At 56.3% G+C, this 17,812-nt stretch carries 18 protein-coding genes; 4 read left to right on the forward strand and 14 right to left on the reverse strand.

Annotation, left to right across the window (positions count from 1 at the left end):
* Window positions 1-4 precede the first annotated feature (4 nt).
* The 9 genes from KFS80_RS17440 to mnmG all read right to left on the reverse strand — a co-directional run bounded on the left by KFS80_RS17440 (window position 5) and on the right by mnmG (window position 7,153).
* The gene (locus tag KFS80_RS17440) at window positions 5-541 is read right to left on the reverse strand and encodes a F0F1 ATP synthase subunit delta (protein WP_053125286.1); all 537 of its coding nucleotides are present in this window, start codon (window positions 539-541) and stop codon (window positions 5-7) included.
* A gap of 12 nt (window positions 542-553) precedes the next feature.
* A complete protein-coding gene (locus KFS80_RS17445; RefSeq protein ID WP_003229781.1) occupies window positions 554-1,024 on the reverse strand; it encodes a F0F1 ATP synthase subunit B in 471 nt (156 codons plus the stop codon).
* Between the two features lie 58 nt (window positions 1,025-1,082).
* A complete protein-coding gene (atpE, locus tag KFS80_RS17450) occupies window positions 1,083-1,340 on the reverse strand; it encodes a F0F1 ATP synthase subunit C (protein WP_003097235.1) in 258 nt (85 codons plus the stop codon).
* Between the two features lie 133 nt (window positions 1,341-1,473).
* Window positions 1,474-2,343 (reverse strand): F0F1 ATP synthase subunit A, encoded by an 870-nt coding sequence (atpB, locus tag KFS80_RS17455; protein ID WP_053125288.1) that lies wholly within the window; start codon window positions 2,341-2,343, stop codon window positions 1,474-1,476.
* Between the two features lie 16 nt (window positions 2,344-2,359).
* Complete coding sequence (locus tag KFS80_RS17460) at window positions 2,360-2,767, reverse strand: F0F1 ATP synthase subunit I (protein ID WP_008084411.1); 408 nt, start codon at window positions 2,765-2,767, stop codon at window positions 2,360-2,362.
* 148 nt (window positions 2,768-2,915) lie between these two features.
* Window positions 2,916-3,788 (reverse strand): ParB/RepB/Spo0J family partition protein, encoded by an 873-nt coding sequence (locus KFS80_RS17465; RefSeq protein WP_008084408.1) that lies wholly within the window; start codon window positions 3,786-3,788, stop codon window positions 2,916-2,918.
* A gap of 9 nt (window positions 3,789-3,797) precedes the next feature.
* Complete coding sequence (locus KFS80_RS17470; RefSeq protein WP_007911909.1) at window positions 3,798-4,595, reverse strand: ParA family protein; 798 nt, start codon at window positions 4,593-4,595, stop codon at window positions 3,798-3,800.
* 18 nt (window positions 4,596-4,613) lie between these two features.
* The gene (gene rsmG / locus KFS80_RS17475) at window positions 4,614-5,258 is read right to left on the reverse strand and encodes a 16S rRNA (guanine(527)-N(7))-methyltransferase RsmG (protein ID WP_007911906.1); all 645 of its coding nucleotides are present in this window, start codon (window positions 5,256-5,258) and stop codon (window positions 4,614-4,616) included.
* Window positions 5,255-7,153: a tRNA uridine-5-carboxymethylaminomethyl(34) synthesis enzyme MnmG gene (gene mnmG, locus KFS80_RS17480; RefSeq protein ID WP_212545427.1), complete on the reverse strand. Its 1,899-nt coding sequence runs from the start codon at window positions 7,151-7,153 to the stop codon at window positions 5,255-5,257. Before mnmG ends, rsmG begins: the two co-directional genes overlap by 4 nt.
* 571 nt (window positions 7,154-7,724) lie before the next feature.
* Here mnmG and KFS80_RS17485 point away from each other — a divergent pair.
* The 3 genes from KFS80_RS17485 to KFS80_RS17495 all read left to right on the forward strand — a co-directional run bounded on the left by KFS80_RS17485 (window position 7,725) and on the right by KFS80_RS17495 (window position 11,732).
* Window positions 7,725-8,231: a sigma-70 family RNA polymerase sigma factor gene (locus tag KFS80_RS17485; RefSeq protein WP_053125292.1), complete on the forward strand. Its 507-nt coding sequence runs from the start codon at window positions 7,725-7,727 to the stop codon at window positions 8,229-8,231.
* Entirely contained in the window at window positions 8,231-9,178 is a 948-nt protein-coding gene (locus KFS80_RS17490) for a FecR domain-containing protein (RefSeq protein ID WP_212545428.1), read from the forward strand. The genes KFS80_RS17485 and KFS80_RS17490 overlap by 1 nt, the downstream gene beginning before the upstream one ends.
* 118 nt (window positions 9,179-9,296) lie before the next feature.
* Window positions 9,297-11,732, forward strand: a complete 2,436-nt coding sequence (locus KFS80_RS17495; RefSeq protein WP_212545429.1) for a TonB-dependent siderophore receptor — start codon at window positions 9,297-9,299, stop codon at window positions 11,730-11,732.
* 42 nt (window positions 11,733-11,774) lie between these two features.
* Here KFS80_RS17495 and mnmE read toward each other — a convergent pair whose 3' ends face one another.
* From mnmE to rpmH, 5 genes are all read right to left on the reverse strand, one after another.
* The gene (gene mnmE / locus KFS80_RS17500) at window positions 11,775-13,145 is read right to left on the reverse strand and encodes a tRNA uridine-5-carboxymethylaminomethyl(34) synthesis GTPase MnmE (protein ID WP_212545430.1); all 1,371 of its coding nucleotides are present in this window, start codon (window positions 13,143-13,145) and stop codon (window positions 11,775-11,777) included.
* A 79-nt stretch (window positions 13,146-13,224) separates the two neighbouring features.
* Window positions 13,225-14,904: a membrane protein insertase YidC gene (yidC, locus tag KFS80_RS17505; protein WP_053125297.1), complete on the reverse strand. Its 1,680-nt coding sequence runs from the start codon at window positions 14,902-14,904 to the stop codon at window positions 13,225-13,227.
* Between the two features lie 2 nt (window positions 14,905-14,906).
* Window positions 14,907-15,152 (reverse strand): membrane protein insertion efficiency factor YidD, encoded by a 246-nt coding sequence (gene yidD, locus KFS80_RS17510; RefSeq protein WP_010465488.1) that lies wholly within the window; start codon window positions 15,150-15,152, stop codon window positions 14,907-14,909.
* A complete protein-coding gene (rnpA, locus tag KFS80_RS17515) occupies window positions 15,145-15,546 on the reverse strand; it encodes a ribonuclease P protein component (RefSeq protein WP_042704971.1) in 402 nt (133 codons plus the stop codon). Before rnpA ends, yidD begins: the two co-directional genes overlap by 8 nt.
* 16 nt (window positions 15,547-15,562) lie before the next feature.
* Entirely contained in the window at window positions 15,563-15,697 is a 135-nt protein-coding gene (gene rpmH / locus KFS80_RS17520; RefSeq protein WP_003213577.1) for a 50S ribosomal protein L34, read from the reverse strand.
* Between the two features lie 566 nt (window positions 15,698-16,263).
* Between rpmH and dnaA the strand changes: the two genes are divergently transcribed.
* On the forward strand, window positions 16,264-17,790 hold the full coding sequence (gene dnaA, locus KFS80_RS17525) for a chromosomal replication initiator protein DnaA (RefSeq protein WP_159813307.1): 1,527 nt from the start codon (window positions 16,264-16,266) through the stop codon (window positions 17,788-17,790).
* The last annotated feature ends 22 nt before the right edge of the window (window positions 17,791-17,812 follow it).

A 17,812-nucleotide genomic window follows, 5' to 3' on the forward strand; every position in this document is an offset into this window, starting at 1 on the left:
AAACTCAAGATTTCAATGCTTCGGCAAGTTTCGCGATTTTGCCGCGAATCGAGCCATCGATAACCAGGTCGCCGGCGCGGATGACAACACCCCCAATAAGGGCTTTATCTTCCTCGACTTGCAGGCGCACTTCCCGGTTGAGTCGTGCACTGAGAACCTTGGCGAGTTTGTCTTGCTGTTCTTGGTTCAATGCGAAAGCACTGGTCACTTCAACGTCTACCGACTTCTCTTGTTCGGCCTTGTACAGGTCGAAAAGAGCGGCAATCTCCGGCAGAAGCGGGAGACGGTCGTTTTCGGCAACGACGTTGATGAAGTTCTGTGCCTTGGCATCAAACTTGTCGCCGCACACGTCAATAAACGTGGCGGCCTTTTCTGCGCTCGTCAGTCGCGGGGCCTTGAGCACGCGCTGCATGGTGTCATCTTGTGACACCGCTGCAGCCAGGCCGAGCATGGCTGACCAATTGGCCAGTTGCTGGTGGGCCTGAGCGTGCTCGAAGGCCGCCTTAGCGTAAGGTCGGGCCAACGTGGTCAGTTCTGCCATGATCGCCCTCGCTTAGATTTCAGCAGCCAGTTGGTTAACCAGCTCTGCGTGCGCGTTTTGATCGATTGTGGCACCCAGGATCTTCTCGGCGCCGCCGACAGCCAGCAAACCCACTTGGGCGCGCAGCTTGTCTTTGACACTGTTCAGTTCCTGTTCGATCTCGGCTTGAGCCTGAACCTTCACACGGTCAGCGTCGACACGGGCCTTTTCAACGGCCTCTTCGACAATCTGGTTACCGCGTTTCTTGGCTTGCTCGATGATTTCAGCTGCCTGAGCTTTCGCTTCGCGCAGTTGCTGACCCGCTTTTTCTTGGGCCAACTCCAGGTCGCGAGCTGCACGGCTGGCAGCGTCCAGACCATCAGCGATCTTCTTTTGACGTTCGTGCAAAGCAGCGATGACCGGAGGCCATACATACTTCATGCAGAACAGTACAAAAATCAGGAACGCAACGGACTGGCCAATCAGGGTCGCATTAATGTTCACGCCAACACCTCGCAGTTACGTTGTCCATCACACCAAATTACCCGGAATATCCGAGTAATTAGCCAGCGATCTGACCAACGAACGGGTTCGCGAAGGTGAAGAACAGCGCGATACCAACACCGATCATGGTTACGGCGTCGAGCAGACCGGCAACGATGAACATTTTAACTTGCAGCATTGGAACCATTTCTGGCTGACGCGCTGCGCCTTCCAGGAACTTGCCGCCCAGCAGGCCGAAACCAATTGCGGTACCCAGTGCGCCCAGGCCGATCAACAGTGCAACAGCGATAGCGGTTAGACCAACTACAGTTTCCATCTTTCCTCCCGACTTTTACGTCGTATGGTTTAGGTTTTTTAGATTAAAGCGGTAAAACAAATCGTTTCAGGTGCCCTGTGAAGAGCCCCTTCCCGTTTGACCGGGAAGGACATCAGACTAGTCGAGACTGGTCTTAATGGTTTTCTTCGTGCGCCATCGACAGGTAGACGATGGTCAGCATCATGAAGATGAACGCCTGCAGGGTGATGATCAGGATGTGGAACACAGCCCAAGCCCACTGCAGAACAACGCCCAGGCCGCTCAGCCAGAGCAGACCGCTGCCGAACATCACAGCGATCAGAATGAACACCAGCTCACCGGCATACATGTTGCCGAACAGACGCAGAGCCAGAGAGATCGGTTTAGCGATCAGGGTCACGAATTCCAGCAGGAAGTTCACCGGGATCAGCAGGGCCTGAACAAAGATGTTCTTGCTGCCGAACGGGTGCAGGGTCAGTTCGCCGATGAAGCCGCCGATGCCCTTGACCTTGATGCTGTAGAAAATGATCAGTGCGAAAACCGACAACGCCATGCCCAGAGTTGCGTTCGGGTCGGTAGTCGACACGGCGCGGAACGGGATGTGGTGGTCACCGGAGATCAGGATGGCCAGCTGAGGAATCCAGTCGACCGGGATCAGGTCGACGGCGTTCATCAGGAACACCCAGACGAAGATGGTCAGTGCCAGCGGTGCGATCACCGGGCTACGGCCATGGAAGCTGTCTTTCACGCTGCCATCGACGAATTCGACCAATACTTCAACGAAGTTCTGCAAAGCACCCGGCTGACCCGAAGTCGCTTTCTTGGCCGCCATGCGGAAAAGAAAAACGAAGATCAGACCCAACGCGACCGACCAGCCGAGAGTATCGACGTGGAAAGCCCAGAAGCCCATTTCTTTGGCTTCTGCTGCGGTGTGGGCAAAGCCCCAGCCGCCGTTAGGTAGCTGACCGAAGGTCAGGTTCTGCAAGTGGTGCTGGATATAGCCCGAAGCGGTTGTTTCTGCCATGGTTGCCTCAAACGCCCTAAGGTCTCGAAAGTCTTGTTCTCATCAGCAGGGGAGCGAACCAGCTGACCGACTGAGTCAGCACGAACACGCCGAATACAGCTATCGGCGCCAGCGGCTTCACACCTGCAAACACCAGCGCAAAAAGCACTGCTGTCAAAATCAGTTTGCCTGCCTCGCCGGCATAAAAAGACCGGACGATGGACTGGGCTGCTCGGGCGCCGGAAAACCGAAATGCCTTATGAGCGAAATAAACATTGGGCAGCAAGGCTATCAGGCCTCCGCAAAGTCCCGAGTATCCGGCAACGACTCCGTGCCATTGCCAGAGCGCCAAAGCGGCAATGAGCAAAATGACAAATTGAGCCATTAACACCGGAAATACCGCCAGGCGATGGAACGGCAGGCGGTTTGGCTTGCGGGTTTCCATCACTATTGCTCTCCAATGGTCGGCTGCCAGAATTCAATAACTTGGCATAATTTGTGCCGACAAAATGCGCGCAGAGTATAGGGGCGGTTCTGCCCCTATTCAACTGTCAGGTAGTGATTTCCGACTGCGCGCTACATGAGGAAATGTTTCAGCGGATGTGTGCGAGCACACCTTGAAGCTCATCGAGCGAGTTATAACCGATCACCAACTGACCCTTTCCCTTCTTCCCGTGGCGAATCTGCACCGCAGAGCCTAGGCGCTCGGCCAGACGCTGTTCGAGGCGGGCGATATCCGGGTCGGGTTTGCTGGCTTCCACAGGCTCCGGTTTGCCACTCAACCACTGGCGAACCAGTGCTTCAGTTTGGCGCACAGTCAGGCCGCGTGCGACAACATGTCGCGCCCCTTCAACCTGCTGATTCTCGGGCAAACCGAGCAAAGCACGGGCATGACCCATTTCCAGGTCGCCGTGGGACAGCATCGTCTTGATGACCTCCGGCAGCGCAATAAGCCGCAACAGGTTAGCCACAGTGACGCGGGATTTACCCACAGCCTCGGCAACCTGCTGCTGAGTCAACTGGAATTCCTGCTGCAAACGCTGCAAGGCCACCGCTTCTTCGATCGGATTGAGGTCTTCGCGCTGGATGTTCTCGATCAGCGCAATGGCGATTGCGGTTTCATCGGGTACGTCGCGCACCATCGCCGGAATGGTTTCCTGCCCGGCTTGCTGGCTCGCGCGCCAGCGACGTTCACCGGCGATGATTTCAAAACGGCCACCGCCAATCGGGCGCACCACGATCGGCTGCATCACGCCTTGTGCCTTGATCGACAGCGCCAGTTCTTCCAGCGCCTGCGGATCCATGTCCCGACGCGGCTGGTATTTGCCGCGCTGGAGCAGATCCAGCGGCAGGTGCTGCAGCTCACGGGTGTCAGCTTGCGCGGCTTGTTCTTCCAGCGCGCTGACAGTCGGACCACTCAGCAGTGCATCCAGTCCACGTCCGAGACCTCGTTTCTTGACGGCCATGGGGATTCCTTAAGTTGCCTGAGCGGCGGCGATGCGTGAATTTTTGCGCTGACGGCGAACCATCTCGCCAGCCAGGGCCAGATAAGCCAGGGCGCCACGCGATTGCTTGTCGTAGGCCAGCGCCGGCATGCCGTAGCTTGGCGCTTCGGCCAGACGGATGTTGCGCGGGATCACCGTGTCGTAAAGCTGCTCGCCAAAGTGTTCCTTGAGCTGCGCCGAAACATCGTTCATCAGGCTCAGGCGCGGGTCGTACATGGTGCGCAGCAGGCCTTCGACTTTCAGGTTCGGATTGAGCAATTCGGCGATGCGCTTGATGTTATCCACAAGGTCGCTGAGACCTTCGAGCGCAAAGTACTCGCACTGCATGGGGATAATCACCCCGTCAGCAGCGACCAATGCGTTCAGAGTCAGCATCGACAGCGACGGCGGGCAGTCGATCAAAATGTAATCGTAGTTTTCACGGATCGGCGCCAGCGCACTGCGCAGACGGCTTTCCTTCATCTGCATTTCCAGCAGCACCACTTCTGCCGCGGTCAAATCGCGGTTGGCCGGCAGCAGTTGATAACCGCCGTGCTCGGAATAGTGCATGGCCTGGGCCAGATCGCATTCGCCGATCAGCAGGTCGTAAACCGAGTTTTCCAGGCCGTGTTTATCCACACCGCTACCCATGGTGGCGTTGCCTTGTGGATCGAGATCGATCAACAGCACCCGGCGCTTGGTCGCGACCAGGGATGCTGCGAGGTTGATGCAGGTGGTGGTCTTGCCCACACCACCCTTTTGGTTCGCTATCGCGAATACCTTAGCCATTCTTGCTTATGTTCCCAATCATGCCGTGCGGCGCAGTATCAGCAGATGGCGTTGGCCTTGGCAACCGGGTACGGCCAGGGCGTGTTCGCTATCGAGTTTGAAGTCTGCCGGCAATGCTACCAGCTCATCAGCCGGATGAACGCCCTTCATTGCCAGCCAGCGTGTATCGGCATCGCCGAGATGGCGAGTCCAGTTGGTGAAGTTCTCCATGCTGCTGAACGCCCGGGAAATGATCCCGTTGAACGGTTGCGCAGGCTGGAACGCTTCGACACGACTGTGGATAACTTGCAGGTTATCCAGTTTGAGTTCGAGTTTGACCTGAGTCAGGAAGCGGGTTTTCTTGCCGTTGCTGTCCAGACAGGTCACTTGCGAGTCCGGGTACAGGATCGCTAACGGGATCCCCGGCATGCCGCCGCCGCTGCCGACGTCGAGCCAGCGACCGTTTTCGATGAACGACATCACGCTGAGACTATCGAGCAAGTGGCGCGAAACCATTTCGTCCGGATCACGCACAGCGGTCAGGTTGTAGGCCTGGTTCCATTTGATCAACAGGGCCAGATAACCCAGCAGCAATTCGTGCTGGGTTTCAGTGAGATTGACACCGAGCTCGCGGGCTCCTGTGGATAACTCTTCGGCGTGTTGCGAAGTGACCTTAGAACTCAAGCGCTTTGCTCCAACTGACGGCCCGCGCCGCGTTTTTTCAAATGAATCATCAACAGCGAAATCGCTGCCGGGGTCACGCCAGGGATCCGCGAAGCCTGGCCTAGCGTCTCTGGTCGAGTCGCGCCGAGCTTGCTCTGGATCTCCTTGGAGAGACCGGAAATGTTGGTGTAATCGATATCCACAGGCAATTTCGTGTCTTCGCTGGCGCGCAGACGGGCGATTTCGTCCTGTTGACGGTCGATGTAACCGGCGTATTTGGTCTTGATTTCAACCTGCTCGGCAACCTGTGGATCTTCGGCGCCGTTGCCGGTCACTTCGACCAGACCAGCGTAGTCGATTTCCGGACGGCTCAAGAGGTTGAGCAAGTTGTATTCGTGAGTCAGCGGCGTACCGAATTTTTCGGCAATCGCATCGCCCTGCTGAGTATTCGGGCGAACCCAGGTGCTTTTCAGGCGCTGCTCTTCGAGTTCGATGCTTTCGCGTTTCTTGCAGAAGGCCGCCCAACGCGCGTCATCGACCAGACCGAGCTCGCGACCTTTTTCGGTCAGACGCAGGTCGGCGTTGTCCTCGCGCAGGATCAGGCGGTATTCGGCACGGGAAGTGAACATACGGTACGGCTCTTGGGTACCGAGGGTGATCAGGTCGTCGACCAACACACCGATGTACGCTTCATCGCGACGCGGGCACCAGGCTTCTTTGCCCTTGGCACGCAGTGCCGCGTTCGCACCAGCGAGCAAACCTTGGGCGCCGGCTTCTTCGTAACCGGTGGTGCCGTTGATTTGCCCGGCGAAGAACAGACCGCCGATGACTTTGGTCTCGAGGCTGTACTTCAGATCGCGCGGATCGAAGTAGTCGTACTCGATCGCATAACCCGGACGCACGATGTGTGCGTTTTCCATGCCGCGAATCGATTGCACGATCTGCAATTGCACGTCGAACGGCAAGCTTGTGGATATCCCGTTCGGATACAGCTCATGGGTGGTCAAACCTTCCGGTTCGATAAACACCTGATGGCTTTCCTTGTCGGCAAAGCGGTGGATCTTGTCTTCGATCGACGGGCAATAGCGCGGGCCGATGCCTTCGATTTCACCGGCAGCGGAATACATCGGCGAACGATCGAGGTTCGCGGCAATGATTTCGTGGGTGCGGGCGTTGGTGTGTGTAATCCAGCAGCTGACCTGGCGTGGATGCTGTTCTTTGTTGCCCATGAACGACATCACCGGGATCGGCGTATCACCGGGTTGCTCGGTCATTACCGAGAAATCCACAGACTTGCCGTCGATACGTGGCGGTGTGCCGGTTTTCAGGCGACCGACACGCAGTGGCATTTCACGCAGACGGTGTGCCAGGGCGATCGACGGCGGATCACCGGCACGGCCGCCGGAAAAATTCTGCAAACCGATGTGGATAAGTCCACCGAGGAACGTACCGGTGGTCAACACCACGGAATCGGCGAAGAACCGCAGACCCATTTGCGTGACAACACCACGGACTTGTTCCTGCTCGACGATCAGGTCATCAGCAGCTTGTTGAAATATCCACAGGTTGGGCTGGTTTTCCAGAATTTCGCGGACAGCGGCTTTATACAAAATCCGGTCAGCTTGCGCACGGGTCGCCCGTACGGCTGGGCCTTTGCGGCTGTTCAACACGCGAAACTGGATGCCGCCCTTATCGGTAGCCGTGGCCATCGCGCCGCCGAGGGCGTCGATTTCCTTGACCAGATGGCTTTTGCCAATGCCACCGATGGCCGGGTTGCAACTCATGGCACCGAGGGTTTCCACGTTATGCGTCAGCAACAGGGTTTTTGCCCCCATACGTGCTGAGGCCAGTGCTGCCTCGGTACCGGCATGACCGCCGCCGATGACGATCACTTCAAAACGGGAAGGGAAATCCACCACGCACCTCGTGCCTGCTTAAGTAGGTAATTCAGGAATAGTTTGAGATCAGGTTTTTGAACCTGGTCGACAAGTATAGGGACTTCGCCCTTCCTAAAGAACCCTTTGCACAAAATTTAACCAGCTGTGGAGAACTCAAGGTTAAAAGAATAAAAAAGAGAGAAATTTATAAAACCTTTGTTTTTATGTTTATTTCTACTGAGCCTACTTTCTGTGGATAGATCGCTACAGGCCTTTATATTCAATATGTACAGAGATTCAAAACCCTGTGTTCATGTGCCAATGAGGGCCTTGGATAACCGGTTTAAGCCTGTGGATGAAAGGGGTGGTTATCCACAGAGGGGGTTATATCCAGTTTTGAAGCCCTGTTATCAACTGCCCTTAGTGGCAGTTATTCACAGGGCTTAATCCACAGAAAATCGATAAAACGGCGTTTTCGAGGCGCAAGAAAAATCGCCAACGAGGGTTCGCTGGCGACAAAGAAGCCGATGGAGGGAAGTGCGAGGGCTATTGTGAGAGAACGTAACGAAGGCTAATAATAGGCATTATCATTAACTCGCCCAATTTTCCTATGTCCTTACCCGCCCACACTGCTGCGATCGAGCAAATCTACGAGCAACACCATTCGTGGCTATACGGGTGGCTCAAGGGAAAATTGCATGACGCCTGCGATGCCGCCGATGTCGCGCATGACACGTTCGTGCGTATTCTGGCGGCGCGCAATGCCGCACAGATTCGCGAGCCACGGGATTATCTGGCGACCATTGCACGCGGTCTGGTCATTGATCGTTATAGAAGGCAGGCCATCGAAGCCGCGTATTTGCAGACCCTCGCGGCTCGACCGGAAGCCACCGCCATCAGCGAGGAAGACAAGGCGCTGATCATCGAAACTCTGGTCGCTGTGGATAAAGCCTTGGCCGGGCTCGGCGCCAGAAGCCAACAAATCTTCATGCTCTCGCAAATCGATGGCCTGACTTATCAACAGATCGCTTTGCAGCTGAAGGTTTCGCTGACCACGGTGAAGAAGCACATGATCCGCGCCCTGACGGAATGTGCCCTGATCATGGCGCAACGTTGATGGCCATCGCCCCCGATCGCCAGATCTTCGAAGCGGCCGCCAGTTGGTATGTGCAGTTTCAGGCTGATCCGCCAACGCTCGCCGAACAGAAGGCCTGGCAGTTGTGGATAGATAGCGACCCGGCGCATCTGGCGGCGTGGAACCAGATGGAACAATTGCAGCGCCACCTCGGCACGCTGCCACAGGATCTGAAACGTCGCGCGCTAAATAACGGTCAGCAACGTCGCCAAGTGCTGAAATTGTTGCTGCTCGCGGCGGGCACGGGGTTCGTTGGCTGGAATGTTCAGCAACACACTTCCTTGGGAAATGTCTGGGCCGACTATAAAACCGGCGTTGGCCAGCGTCGCAATATCACATTGGCGGATGGCAGCCTGATTCAACTCAACACCGACACTGCCATTGATGTGTCTTTCGACCCGACACAGCGGCTGATTCGCCTGCGCTCCGGCGAGATCCTTATTCAAACCGGAAAGCTGGGTGATCAACGGCCCTTTTTCGTCGAAACCCGGGATGGCCGGATTCAAGCACTCGGCACTCGTTTCTCCGTTCACCAGCTATCGAGTTCTACCCGAGTTGGAGTGCTGGAAGACCGGGTCAGTGTTCAGCCCGGTGATACTTCAACGGCCGCAAAAATCTTGCAGGCAGGCGAAGGCACTGATTTTGATCGTCAGCACATAGGCCTCATTCATCCGTTCAAACCCTCGGAAGTGGCGTGGATCAACGGCCAATTGATCGTTCTCGATGCACGCTTGGGCGATGTGATTGAAGAATTGGGCCGTTATCGCAGCGGCGTTTTGCATTGCGACGCGCGTGCCCGGGAGCTGCGGGTTTCCGGGACATTCCGCCTCAATTCAACCGACGCTGTCCTGGCCAATCTTCAGGCGTCGCTGCCGATCAACGTGCGCTATTTCACCCGTTACTGGGTCTCGATCAGCCACAACGCTTGATCGAAATGTCACCTGGGCAAATAAATCGACAACAGGGTTATCTTTTTTTGCCCTGACCCGGCCCTACAGGTAATCGCGATAAACGCGGCTCTTTGCCACCTTCAGGGCTTATCCACCCATGCGTCTTCCCACGTTTCGTCAGCGTTTTTCCTACCACTGCATTGCTTACAGCCTATTGATGACCAGCGCCGCGTCCTGCCTGGTGATTAGCCATAACGCCGTCGCTGCATCAGCCACCCAGAGTTATGCGATTGCAGCGGGCCCGCTGGACAATGCACTGAGCCAGTTCGCCTCGGCCGCCAACGTAATTCTGTCGTTCTCGCCGCAACAGACCAGCCGTTTGCGCAGTGTCGGGTTGAACGGCAACTTCACCGTCGACCAAGGTTTTGCCCAACTGCTGCAAGGCTCAGGTTTGCAAGCCGTACCGCAGGCGCCGGGCAGTTACATTCTGCAGGCGCTGCCAAACGGTGATTCGCTGGAGCTGGCCCCGACCAACATCAACGGTCAGTTGGCCAACCCGATGAATCTGGATTACGCGGCGGACGTCGGATACAAGGCGCAGAACAGTCGAATCGGTACGAAAACCAGTACGCCGTTGTCGGAAACGCCGCGCTCGGTGTCAGTCGTTACCGCACAACGCATGAAAGATCAGAAATCTCAGACGCTCACTGAAGTACTCGGCTACGTGCCGGGGATCTTTGCCCCACCGTTTGCCGCTGGCGACAGTCTGGCCGGAGACCTGTTCTATATTCGCGGTTTCAACGCCACCGATTATGGCTACGGTCTGTTGCGCGATGGACTACGCGTACAGGGCAACCGCTATGACACCAGCACCGAGCCCTACGGACTGGAGCGCGTCGAGATTTTCCGTGGCCCGTCTTCTCTGCTGTATGGGGAGAACGCTCCGGGCGGTCTGGTCAATCTGGTGAGCAAACGACCGACCGCTGCACCACAAGGTGAAGTGCAATTGGGTTATGGCTCGAACAATCGCCGGCAGATCGGCGTCGATGTCTCCGGCCCGCTCAATGACAGCGGGAACGTACTCGGACGCGTGGTGATGCTTGGGCGCAAGTCCGACACCCAGACCGATCACGTTCCGGACGACCGTATCTACATTGCGCCATCGCTGACCCTGAATTTCGACGATTACAACACACTGACCCTACTGGCTAACTACCAGAAGGATCACACCAACATGGAACTTGGCCTACCGGCCGCCGGGACTTTGCTGACCAACCCCAACGGCAAGTTATCCAAAGGCACCATGCTCGGCGATCCGGACTGGAATACCTTCGAACGGGAAACCTGGAGCACCGGCTACGAATTCAGCCACTCGTTCAACGACGACTGGCAGTTCCGCCAGAACTCGCGCTACATGCAGTCGCGCATTACCCGCCACGAAACCTGGCCGGGCAACCTCAACAACGCCGGGTTTGGCACACGCCTGAACATGACGGCGTACGATCGCTTCAACAAGTCGATGGTGTACTCGCTGGATAACCAGCTGGAAGGCAAATTCCAGGTCGGCGGTCTGGAGAACACCGTGTTGTTCGGCGCCAGCTACGATCGCACCTCCTTTAATCAGGACTGGAACGCCGGCATCGTCGGGCCGATCGATGTGTATAACCCGGTGTACCTGCGCGATCCGACCACGCCGATTGCGGTGCAAAACACCTTGCTGGAACAGCAGATGAAAGGGGTTTATGCACAGATCCAGAGCAAGTACGACCACTGGCTGTTCCTGCTCGGTGGTCGTCAGGATTGGGTCGACAGTGATTTTCGCGACAAGGTCGCTCAGTCGAGCGACATCAGCTCCGAGGACAAGAAGTTCACCTATCAGGGTGGCGTGATGTACCAGTTCGACAATGGCATGACGCCGTATGTCAGCTATTCCACCTCGTTCGTGCCGGTGCAGCAGATTTCCAATGCCGGCGCGCCACTCGATCCGATTACCAGCAGCCAATACGAAGTGGGCCTGAAGTACGAACCGATCGGCTGGGACACTGCTTTCACTGCATCGGTGTATGACCTGCGTAAAAAAGATGACACCTACTTCGACGCCACTACATCGAGCTATCGCCAAGTGGGTGAAAGTCGTTCCAAGGGTGTGGAACTGGAACTCAACAGCAACCTGACGCAGAACCTCAACGTCACTGCGGCTTATACATACACCGACGCGCGAATCACCAAGGATGCCGCGACGTCATTGGTCAAAGGCCATCAAATGACCGGCGTGCCACGTAATCAGGCCTCGGTCTGGGCGAAATACCGCTTCCTCGATGGCGACTTGAAAGGTTTGTATGTGGGTGGCGGTGTGCGTTATTTCGACAGTGCCTTCGCTTACACCTCGCCTTCTCTCTACGGAAAGCTGGATGCCGGCGACGTCACCTTGGTGGATGCGGCCATCGGTTATCAGATCGATACGCACTGGAACGTCGACCTGAATGCGAAGAACCTGTTCGACAAGGAATATGTGTCGGGTTGCAATGACGCGGGTCGTTGCTATTGGGGTGAGGATCGCACTCTGCTCGGTACAGTTTCCTACAACTGGTAAAACGAAAAGGGGCTGTGGATAAATTGTCCACAGCCCCTTTTGTCATTTGCCGATACAGAAACTGGAAAAGATTCGTCCCAAGAGATCATCAGAGCTGAAGGCCCCGGTGATTTCGCCGAGAGAGTGCTGGGCCTGGCGCAAATCCTCGGCCAGTAACTCTCCGGCGCCAGCCAAGGTCAGCTGGGCGCGGCCGTGTTCCAGCGCAGCACTGGCGTGGCGCAAGGCCTCTAGATGCCGGCGACGTGCACTGAAACTGCTTTCCGAGGTCTGCTCGTAACCCATGCAGGCTTTGAGATGATCGCGCAACAGATCCAAGCCTTCACCGGCCGATTTGGCGCTGAGACTGATCGTCACGTGCCCGTCTTCACTGGTTGCCAGAACAATGGCTTCGCCGGTCAGATCGGCTTTATTGCGGATCAAGGTGACTTTCGCCGGATCCGGCCGGGTTTCGAGGAATTCTGGCCAGAGGGCAAACGGATCCAGCGCTTCGGGCGCAGTGGCGTCGACTACCAGCAACACCCGATCAGCTTCGCCAATGGCTTTCAACGCCCGTTCCACCCCGATCTTTTCCACATGATCATCGGTATCACGCAGGCCAGCGGTATCGACAACGTGCAACGGCATGCCGTCGATGTGGATATGTTCACGGAGGATGTCGCGAGTGGTGCCGGCGATCTCGGTAACGATTGCCGCTTCGCGACCGGCCAACGCATTCAACAGGCTGGATTTGCCGGCATTCGGACGGCCGGCGATCACTACGGTCATGCCATCGCGCAACAATGCGCCCTGCCCGGCTTCGCGCAGCACTGTGGATAATTCATCGCGCACTTTGTCGAGCATGCTCAGCACATGGCCATCGGCGAGGAAGTCGATTTCTTCTTCCGGGAAGTCGATGGCGGCTTCGACGTAGATGCGCAGACCGATCAACTGTTCGGTCAAGTTATGCACACGCTGGGAAAACGCACCCTGCAATGAACGCAGCGCGTTGCGCGCAGCCTGTGCAGAACTGGCTTCGATCAAATCGGCAATCGCCTCGGCCTGGGCCAGGTCGAGTTTGTCATTGAGGAAGGCGCGTTCGCTGAATTCGCCCGGGCGCGCCAGACGGCAGCCCAGTTCCAGGCAGCGTTTGAGCAACATATCCAGAACGATAGGGCCGCCGTGGCCCTGCAATTCCAGAACGTCTTCACCGGTGAACGAGTTCGGCCCCGGAAAATACAGCACCAGACCTTCGTCCAGCACCTGTTTGTCGTCAGTGAAAAACGGGCCGTAATGGGCGTAACGCGGTTTCAGTTCGCGGCCGCTGATGGCTTTCGCCGCAACACTGGCCAACGGCCCGGAAATACGGACGATGCCCACACCCCCACGGCCTTGAGCAGTGGCGACGGCGGCGATGGTTTCACGAGGTACGCTCATTAACCGGAATCCAGACAAAAATGACAGATAGCAAAACGCCCCACTAGGGGGCGTTTTGAGTGGTTATCCACAGTGTAAATCAAGCGGCTGCTTTGGTAGCCCGTTCGATCTTACGTGTGATGTACCACTGTTGGGTGATGGACAGGCAGTTGTTCACAACCCAGTACAGCACCAGACCAGCCGGGAACCACAGGAAGAAGAAGGTGAAGATGATTGGCATCATTTTCATGACCTTCGCCTGCATCGGATCCGGAGGAGTCGGGTTCAACTGCTGCTGGATGAACATGGTTGCGCCCATGATGATCGGCAGAATGAAGAACGGATCCTTGATCGACAGGTCAGTGATCCACAGCATGAACGGCGCCTGGCGCATTTCAACGCTTTCCAGCAGAACCCAGTACAGCGAAAGGAAAACCGGCATCTGCACGAGGATTGGCAAGCAACCACCCAGCGGATTGATCTTCTCTTTCTTGTACAGCTCCATCATGGCTTGCGACATTTTCTGCCGGTCATCGCCATGTTGTTCTTTCAGTGCAGCCAGTTTCGGTGCAACGGCACGCATACGCGCCATCGATTTGTAGCTGGCAGCCGACAGAGGGAAGAAAAGACCCTTGATCAGCATGGTCAGGAAGATGATCGACCAGCCCCAGTTACCAACGATCGCGTGGATGTGTTGCAGCAACCAGAAGATCGGTTGAGCAATGAACCACAGAATGCCGTAGTCGACGGTCAGTTCCAGACCTGGGGACAACTGCTTCAGCACAGCCTGGCTTTTCGGACCGGCGTACAGCACAGCGCTGGTTTCAACTTTGGCACCTGGTGCAGCGGTCAGTGTTGGACCGGTGTAACCGATGATGTAGTTGCCTTTGCTGTCTTTACGGGTCTGAACGACGTTGTTTTCGCCCTTCGCCGGAATCCACGCGGTCACGAAGTAGTGTTGCAGCCAGGCTACCCAACCACCGGTGACGGTTTCTTTCAGCTGCGCCTTGTCCATGTCCTTCATGGACACTTTCTTGTACGGCTCCGAACTTGTCCACAGGGCAGCGCCCAGGTAAGTCGCGGTGCCAGTAGCAGTGGTGGACGAAGGGTCAGCGCTGTTATCACGCTTCAACTGAGCAAACATTGCGCCGTTCCAGGGCTGAGCGCTCTGGTTATCCACAATGTAGGAAACGGCTACGTCGTACAGGCCGCGTTTCAGGGTGAAACGCTTGATGTAATTGACGCCGTCCTTGCTGAACTTCAGGTCTACGACCAATTGGTCCTGACCGTCAGCCAGTTGATAAGTCTTCTTCTCCGAGGAGTAGACCGGACGACCGGCCGGGTTTGCGTCCGGGCCGTTGGTGCCGATCAGACCGCTTTGGGCCAGATAAACACGTTCGCCGCCGTTATCGAACAGCTGGAACGGAACATCAGGACGATCCTGACGACGTGGATACAGAGGCAAGGTCAGTTGAGCAACATCACCACCTTGTGGATCGATCGCGAGATCGAGCACGTCGGTTTTGATCTGGATCAGATCCTTGCTGGCGGCTACCGGTGTTTCGGCAGGTGCGCTGGTATCGCTAGCGGCGCGCGGAATATCGTCACTGGCGGCAGCATTATTGCCAGTGGCGGTGTCCGGCAAACCGGATGTAGTCGTACTGGAAGCAACATTCTGAGTCGGCAAAGCAGCCTGACCATAGTCCTGGTTCCATTTAAGAACCATAACGTAGGCCACGATTGCCAGGGCGACGATCAGGATCGTGCGTTTGATATCCATGATTACTCGGCCATCGAAGAAGAACGGGAGGTAGGGATAGGTGGAACCGGGTCATAACCACCGGGATTCCACGGATGACAGCGACCTAAACGACGAAAGGTCAGCCAGCCACCGCGCAGAAGGCCATGATTTTCAATGGCTTCATACGCGTAGCAGGAACAACTGGGGTAGAAACGACAGTGGCTGGCCATCAAAGGACTAATGGCATAGCGATAAAACTGGATCGGAACGAGGGCCAGTTTACGCATCAGGACTGTCTACCCCTACAGTTTCGGTTTTGACTTCTGGAACTGGCTTGCTGCGTGCCAGACGCTTCCAGAGCTTGCCGAAATGCTGAATCAATTCGGGGTTTTCTACATCGCCAAGACCTTTGCGCGCGACGATAACGATGTCCCAGCCGACCAGTGAATCCTGGTGCAGACGAAACGATTCGCGCATCAAACGTTTGAGGCGATTGCGCTCAACGGAGAGCTTTACGCTCTTTTTCCCGATAACCAGCCCGAGACGGGGGTGATCAAGATCGTTGTTGCGTGCAAGGAGCAGGAGATTTTTCCCCGGAACCTTGCCGGTAGGGGAGTCAAAGACTGCCTTGAAATGCCGGGGGGTAAGCAGACGCTTTTCCCGACTGAAGTCCTGACTCACCTCCAGTACCGGATTATCAAACTGCCAGACGCGCACGACCTTTGGCGCGGCGACGCGACAGGACAGCACGGCCGTTCTTGGTAGCCATGCGAGCACGGAAGCCGTGAGTACGGGCGCGTTTGATAGTGCTTGGTTGGAAAGTACGTTTCATTGTCGTGTTACCTGGTTCGTCCACAACGGGCCGGAATGGCCCCCGTTTTAAGAGACCGGGGATTCTAGAGAAAGCAAGCCCTCAGGTCAATTTCCAACCAGCGTTTCCTTATAAATAGATCTGGGGGCCTCTGTGGCTGAAAGCCTGTCTGCCAAACATAAAAATAAAGAAGGGACTTATTTAAAGCTTTTTTGTAAAGCTTATAAAAGCTAGGGCCGTCATCTTCTGTGGATAAGTGCCATGAGCCCATATTTCACGTGATGTACAGAGAATGACAACTACAGTGGAAAACCGTGTTCAGCCTGTGCTGCACTGTCGGATAACCTGTGCGTGGAATGGCCTGTTATCCACAGGCAGGTTATCCACCGAGTTCAACCCCCAGTTGTCCAGTGCCCTCAGGGGCGGTTATCCACAGAGCTTATTCACACACCGTTGGTCGCCTTTTTTTGGTTTAACGCATTGATAAATCATGTTCACCGGGCAACCTGCATGTGGATAAGTGGGCGGCTCGCCGCTACAATGGCCGCTTGTTTTTGCCTCACCGGCTTTCAACTTAGGGGATATCCGTGTCAGTGGAACTTTGGCAGCAGTGCGTGGAGCTTTTGCGCGAGGAGCTGCCTGCCCAACAATTCAACACCTGGATCCGTCCACTACAGGTCGAAGCCGAAGGCGACGAGTTGCGCGTCTACGCACCGAACCGTTTTGTTCTGGACTGGGTCAACGAAAAGTACCTGGGGCGCGTCCTTGAACTGCTGGATGAGCACGGCAACGGCATGGCGCCTGCGCTTTCCTTATTAATAGGCAGCAAACGCAGCTCGGCACCGCGTGCCGCACCGAATGCGCCACTGGCGGCAGCGCAAGCTTCCCAGGCGCAAGCGAATGCTGCCCCGGTGAACACGCCAGCGCCGACTCAGACGCCAGCACCGAGCGCCAAGCGCTCGACGCAGAAAAGCCCGGAAGTCAGCGATGAACCGTCTCGCGACAGCTTCGACCCGATGTCCGGCGCCGCTTCGCAGCAGGCCCCGGTTCGCGCCGAGCAACGCACTGTGCAAGTCGAAGGTGCGCTCAAGCACACCAGCTACCTGAACCGTACGTTCACCTTCGAGAATTTCGTCGAAGGTAAATCCAACCAGCTCGCCCGCGCGGCGGCCTGGCAAGTGGCGGATAACCCGAAGCACGGCTACAACCCACTCTTCCTTTATGGTGGCGTTGGCTTGGGTAAAACTCACTTGATGCACGCGGTGGGTAACCATCTATTAAAGAAGAACCCGAATGCCAAGGTCGTGTATCTGCATTCCGAGCGCTTCGTGGCCGACATGGTCAAGGCGCTGCAGCTGAACGCGATCAACGAGTTCAAGCGTTTCTACCGTTCGGTGGATGCGCTGCTCATCGATGACATTCAGTTTTTCGCCCGTAAAGAGCGTTCGCAGGAAGAGTTTTTCCACACCTTCAACGCCCTGCTTGAAGGTGGCCAGCAGGTCATTCTCACCAGTGACCGCTATCCGAAAGAAATCGAAGGCCTTGAAGAGCGCCTTAAATCCCGGTTTGGCTGGGGCCTGACGGTTGCCGTCGAGCCGCCGGAACTGGAAACCCGCGTGGCGATCTTGATGAAAAAGGCCGATCAGGCCAAAGTCGACTTGCCGCACGACGCCGCGTTCTTCATCGCCCAGCGTATTCGTTCCAACGTCCGTGAGCTGGAAGGCGCGCTGAAACGCGTGATCGCCCACTCGCACTTCATGGGCCGCGACATCACCATCGAGCTGATTCGCGAATCCCTGAAAGACCTGTTGGCGTTGCAGGACAAACTGGTCTCTGTGGATAACATTCAGCGCACCGTCGCCGAGTACTACAAGATCAAGATCTCCGACTTGCTGTCCAAGCGCCGTTCGCGCTCGGTGGCTCGTCCGCGTCAGGTGGCCATGGCGTTGTCCAAGGAACTGACCAACCACAGCTTGCCGGAAATCGGCGATGTGTTTGGCGGCCGCGACCACACCACCGTGTTGCACGCCTGCCGCAAGATCAACGAACTTAAGGAATCCGACGCGGACATCCGCGAGGACTACAAGAACCTGCTGCGTACACTGACCACTTGATGAACACCAGCGCAGCTTATTA

This window comes from Pseudomonas rustica, from assembly GCF_018336155.1.
GTDB classification, from domain to species: domain Bacteria; phylum Pseudomonadota; class Gammaproteobacteria; order Pseudomonadales; family Pseudomonadaceae; genus Aquipseudomonas; species Aquipseudomonas rustica.

What these genes read in the sequence shown, in the direction of transcription:
- KFS80_RS17440 (WP_053125286.1), bottom strand. Translation starts at nt 541, where the DNA reads ATGGCAGAACTGACCACGTTGGCCCGACCTTACGCTAAGGCGGCCTTC.
- atpE (WP_003097235.1), bottom strand. Translation starts at nt 1,340, where the DNA reads ATGGAAACTGTAGTTGGTCTAACCGCTATCGCTGTTGCACTGTTGATC.
- atpB (WP_053125288.1), bottom strand. Translation starts at nt 2,343, where the DNA reads ATGGCAGAAACAACCGCTTCGGGCTATATCCAGCACCACTTGCAGAAC.
- KFS80_RS17460 (WP_008084411.1), bottom strand. Translation starts at nt 2,767, where the DNA reads ATGGAAACCCGCAAGCCAAACCGCCTGCCGTTCCATCGCCTGGCGGTA.
- KFS80_RS17465 (WP_008084408.1), bottom strand. Translation starts at nt 3,788, where the DNA reads ATGGCCGTCAAGAAACGAGGTCTCGGACGTGGACTGGATGCACTGCTG.
- KFS80_RS17470 (WP_007911909.1), bottom strand. Translation starts at nt 4,595, where the DNA reads ATGGCTAAGGTATTCGCGATAGCGAACCAAAAGGGTGGTGTGGGCAAG.
- KFS80_RS17485 (WP_053125292.1), top strand. Translation starts at nt 7,725, where the DNA reads ATGTCCTTACCCGCCCACACTGCTGCGATCGAGCAAATCTACGAGCAA.
- KFS80_RS17490 (WP_212545428.1), top strand. Translation starts at nt 8,231, where the DNA reads ATGGCCATCGCCCCCGATCGCCAGATCTTCGAAGCGGCCGCCAGTTGG.
- KFS80_RS17495 (WP_212545429.1), top strand. Translation starts at nt 9,297, where the DNA reads ATGCGTCTTCCCACGTTTCGTCAGCGTTTTTCCTACCACTGCATTGCT.
- mnmE (WP_212545430.1), bottom strand. Translation starts at nt 13,145, where the DNA reads ATGAGCGTACCTCGTGAAACCATCGCCGCCGTCGCCACTGCTCAAGGC.
- yidC (WP_053125297.1), bottom strand. Translation starts at nt 14,904, where the DNA reads ATGGATATCAAACGCACGATCCTGATCGTCGCCCTGGCAATCGTGGCC.
- yidD (WP_010465488.1), bottom strand. Translation starts at nt 15,152, where the DNA reads ATGCGTAAACTGGCCCTCGTTCCGATCCAGTTTTATCGCTATGCCATT.
- rpmH (WP_003213577.1), bottom strand. Translation starts at nt 15,697, where the DNA reads ATGAAACGTACTTTCCAACCAAGCACTATCAAACGCGCCCGTACTCAC.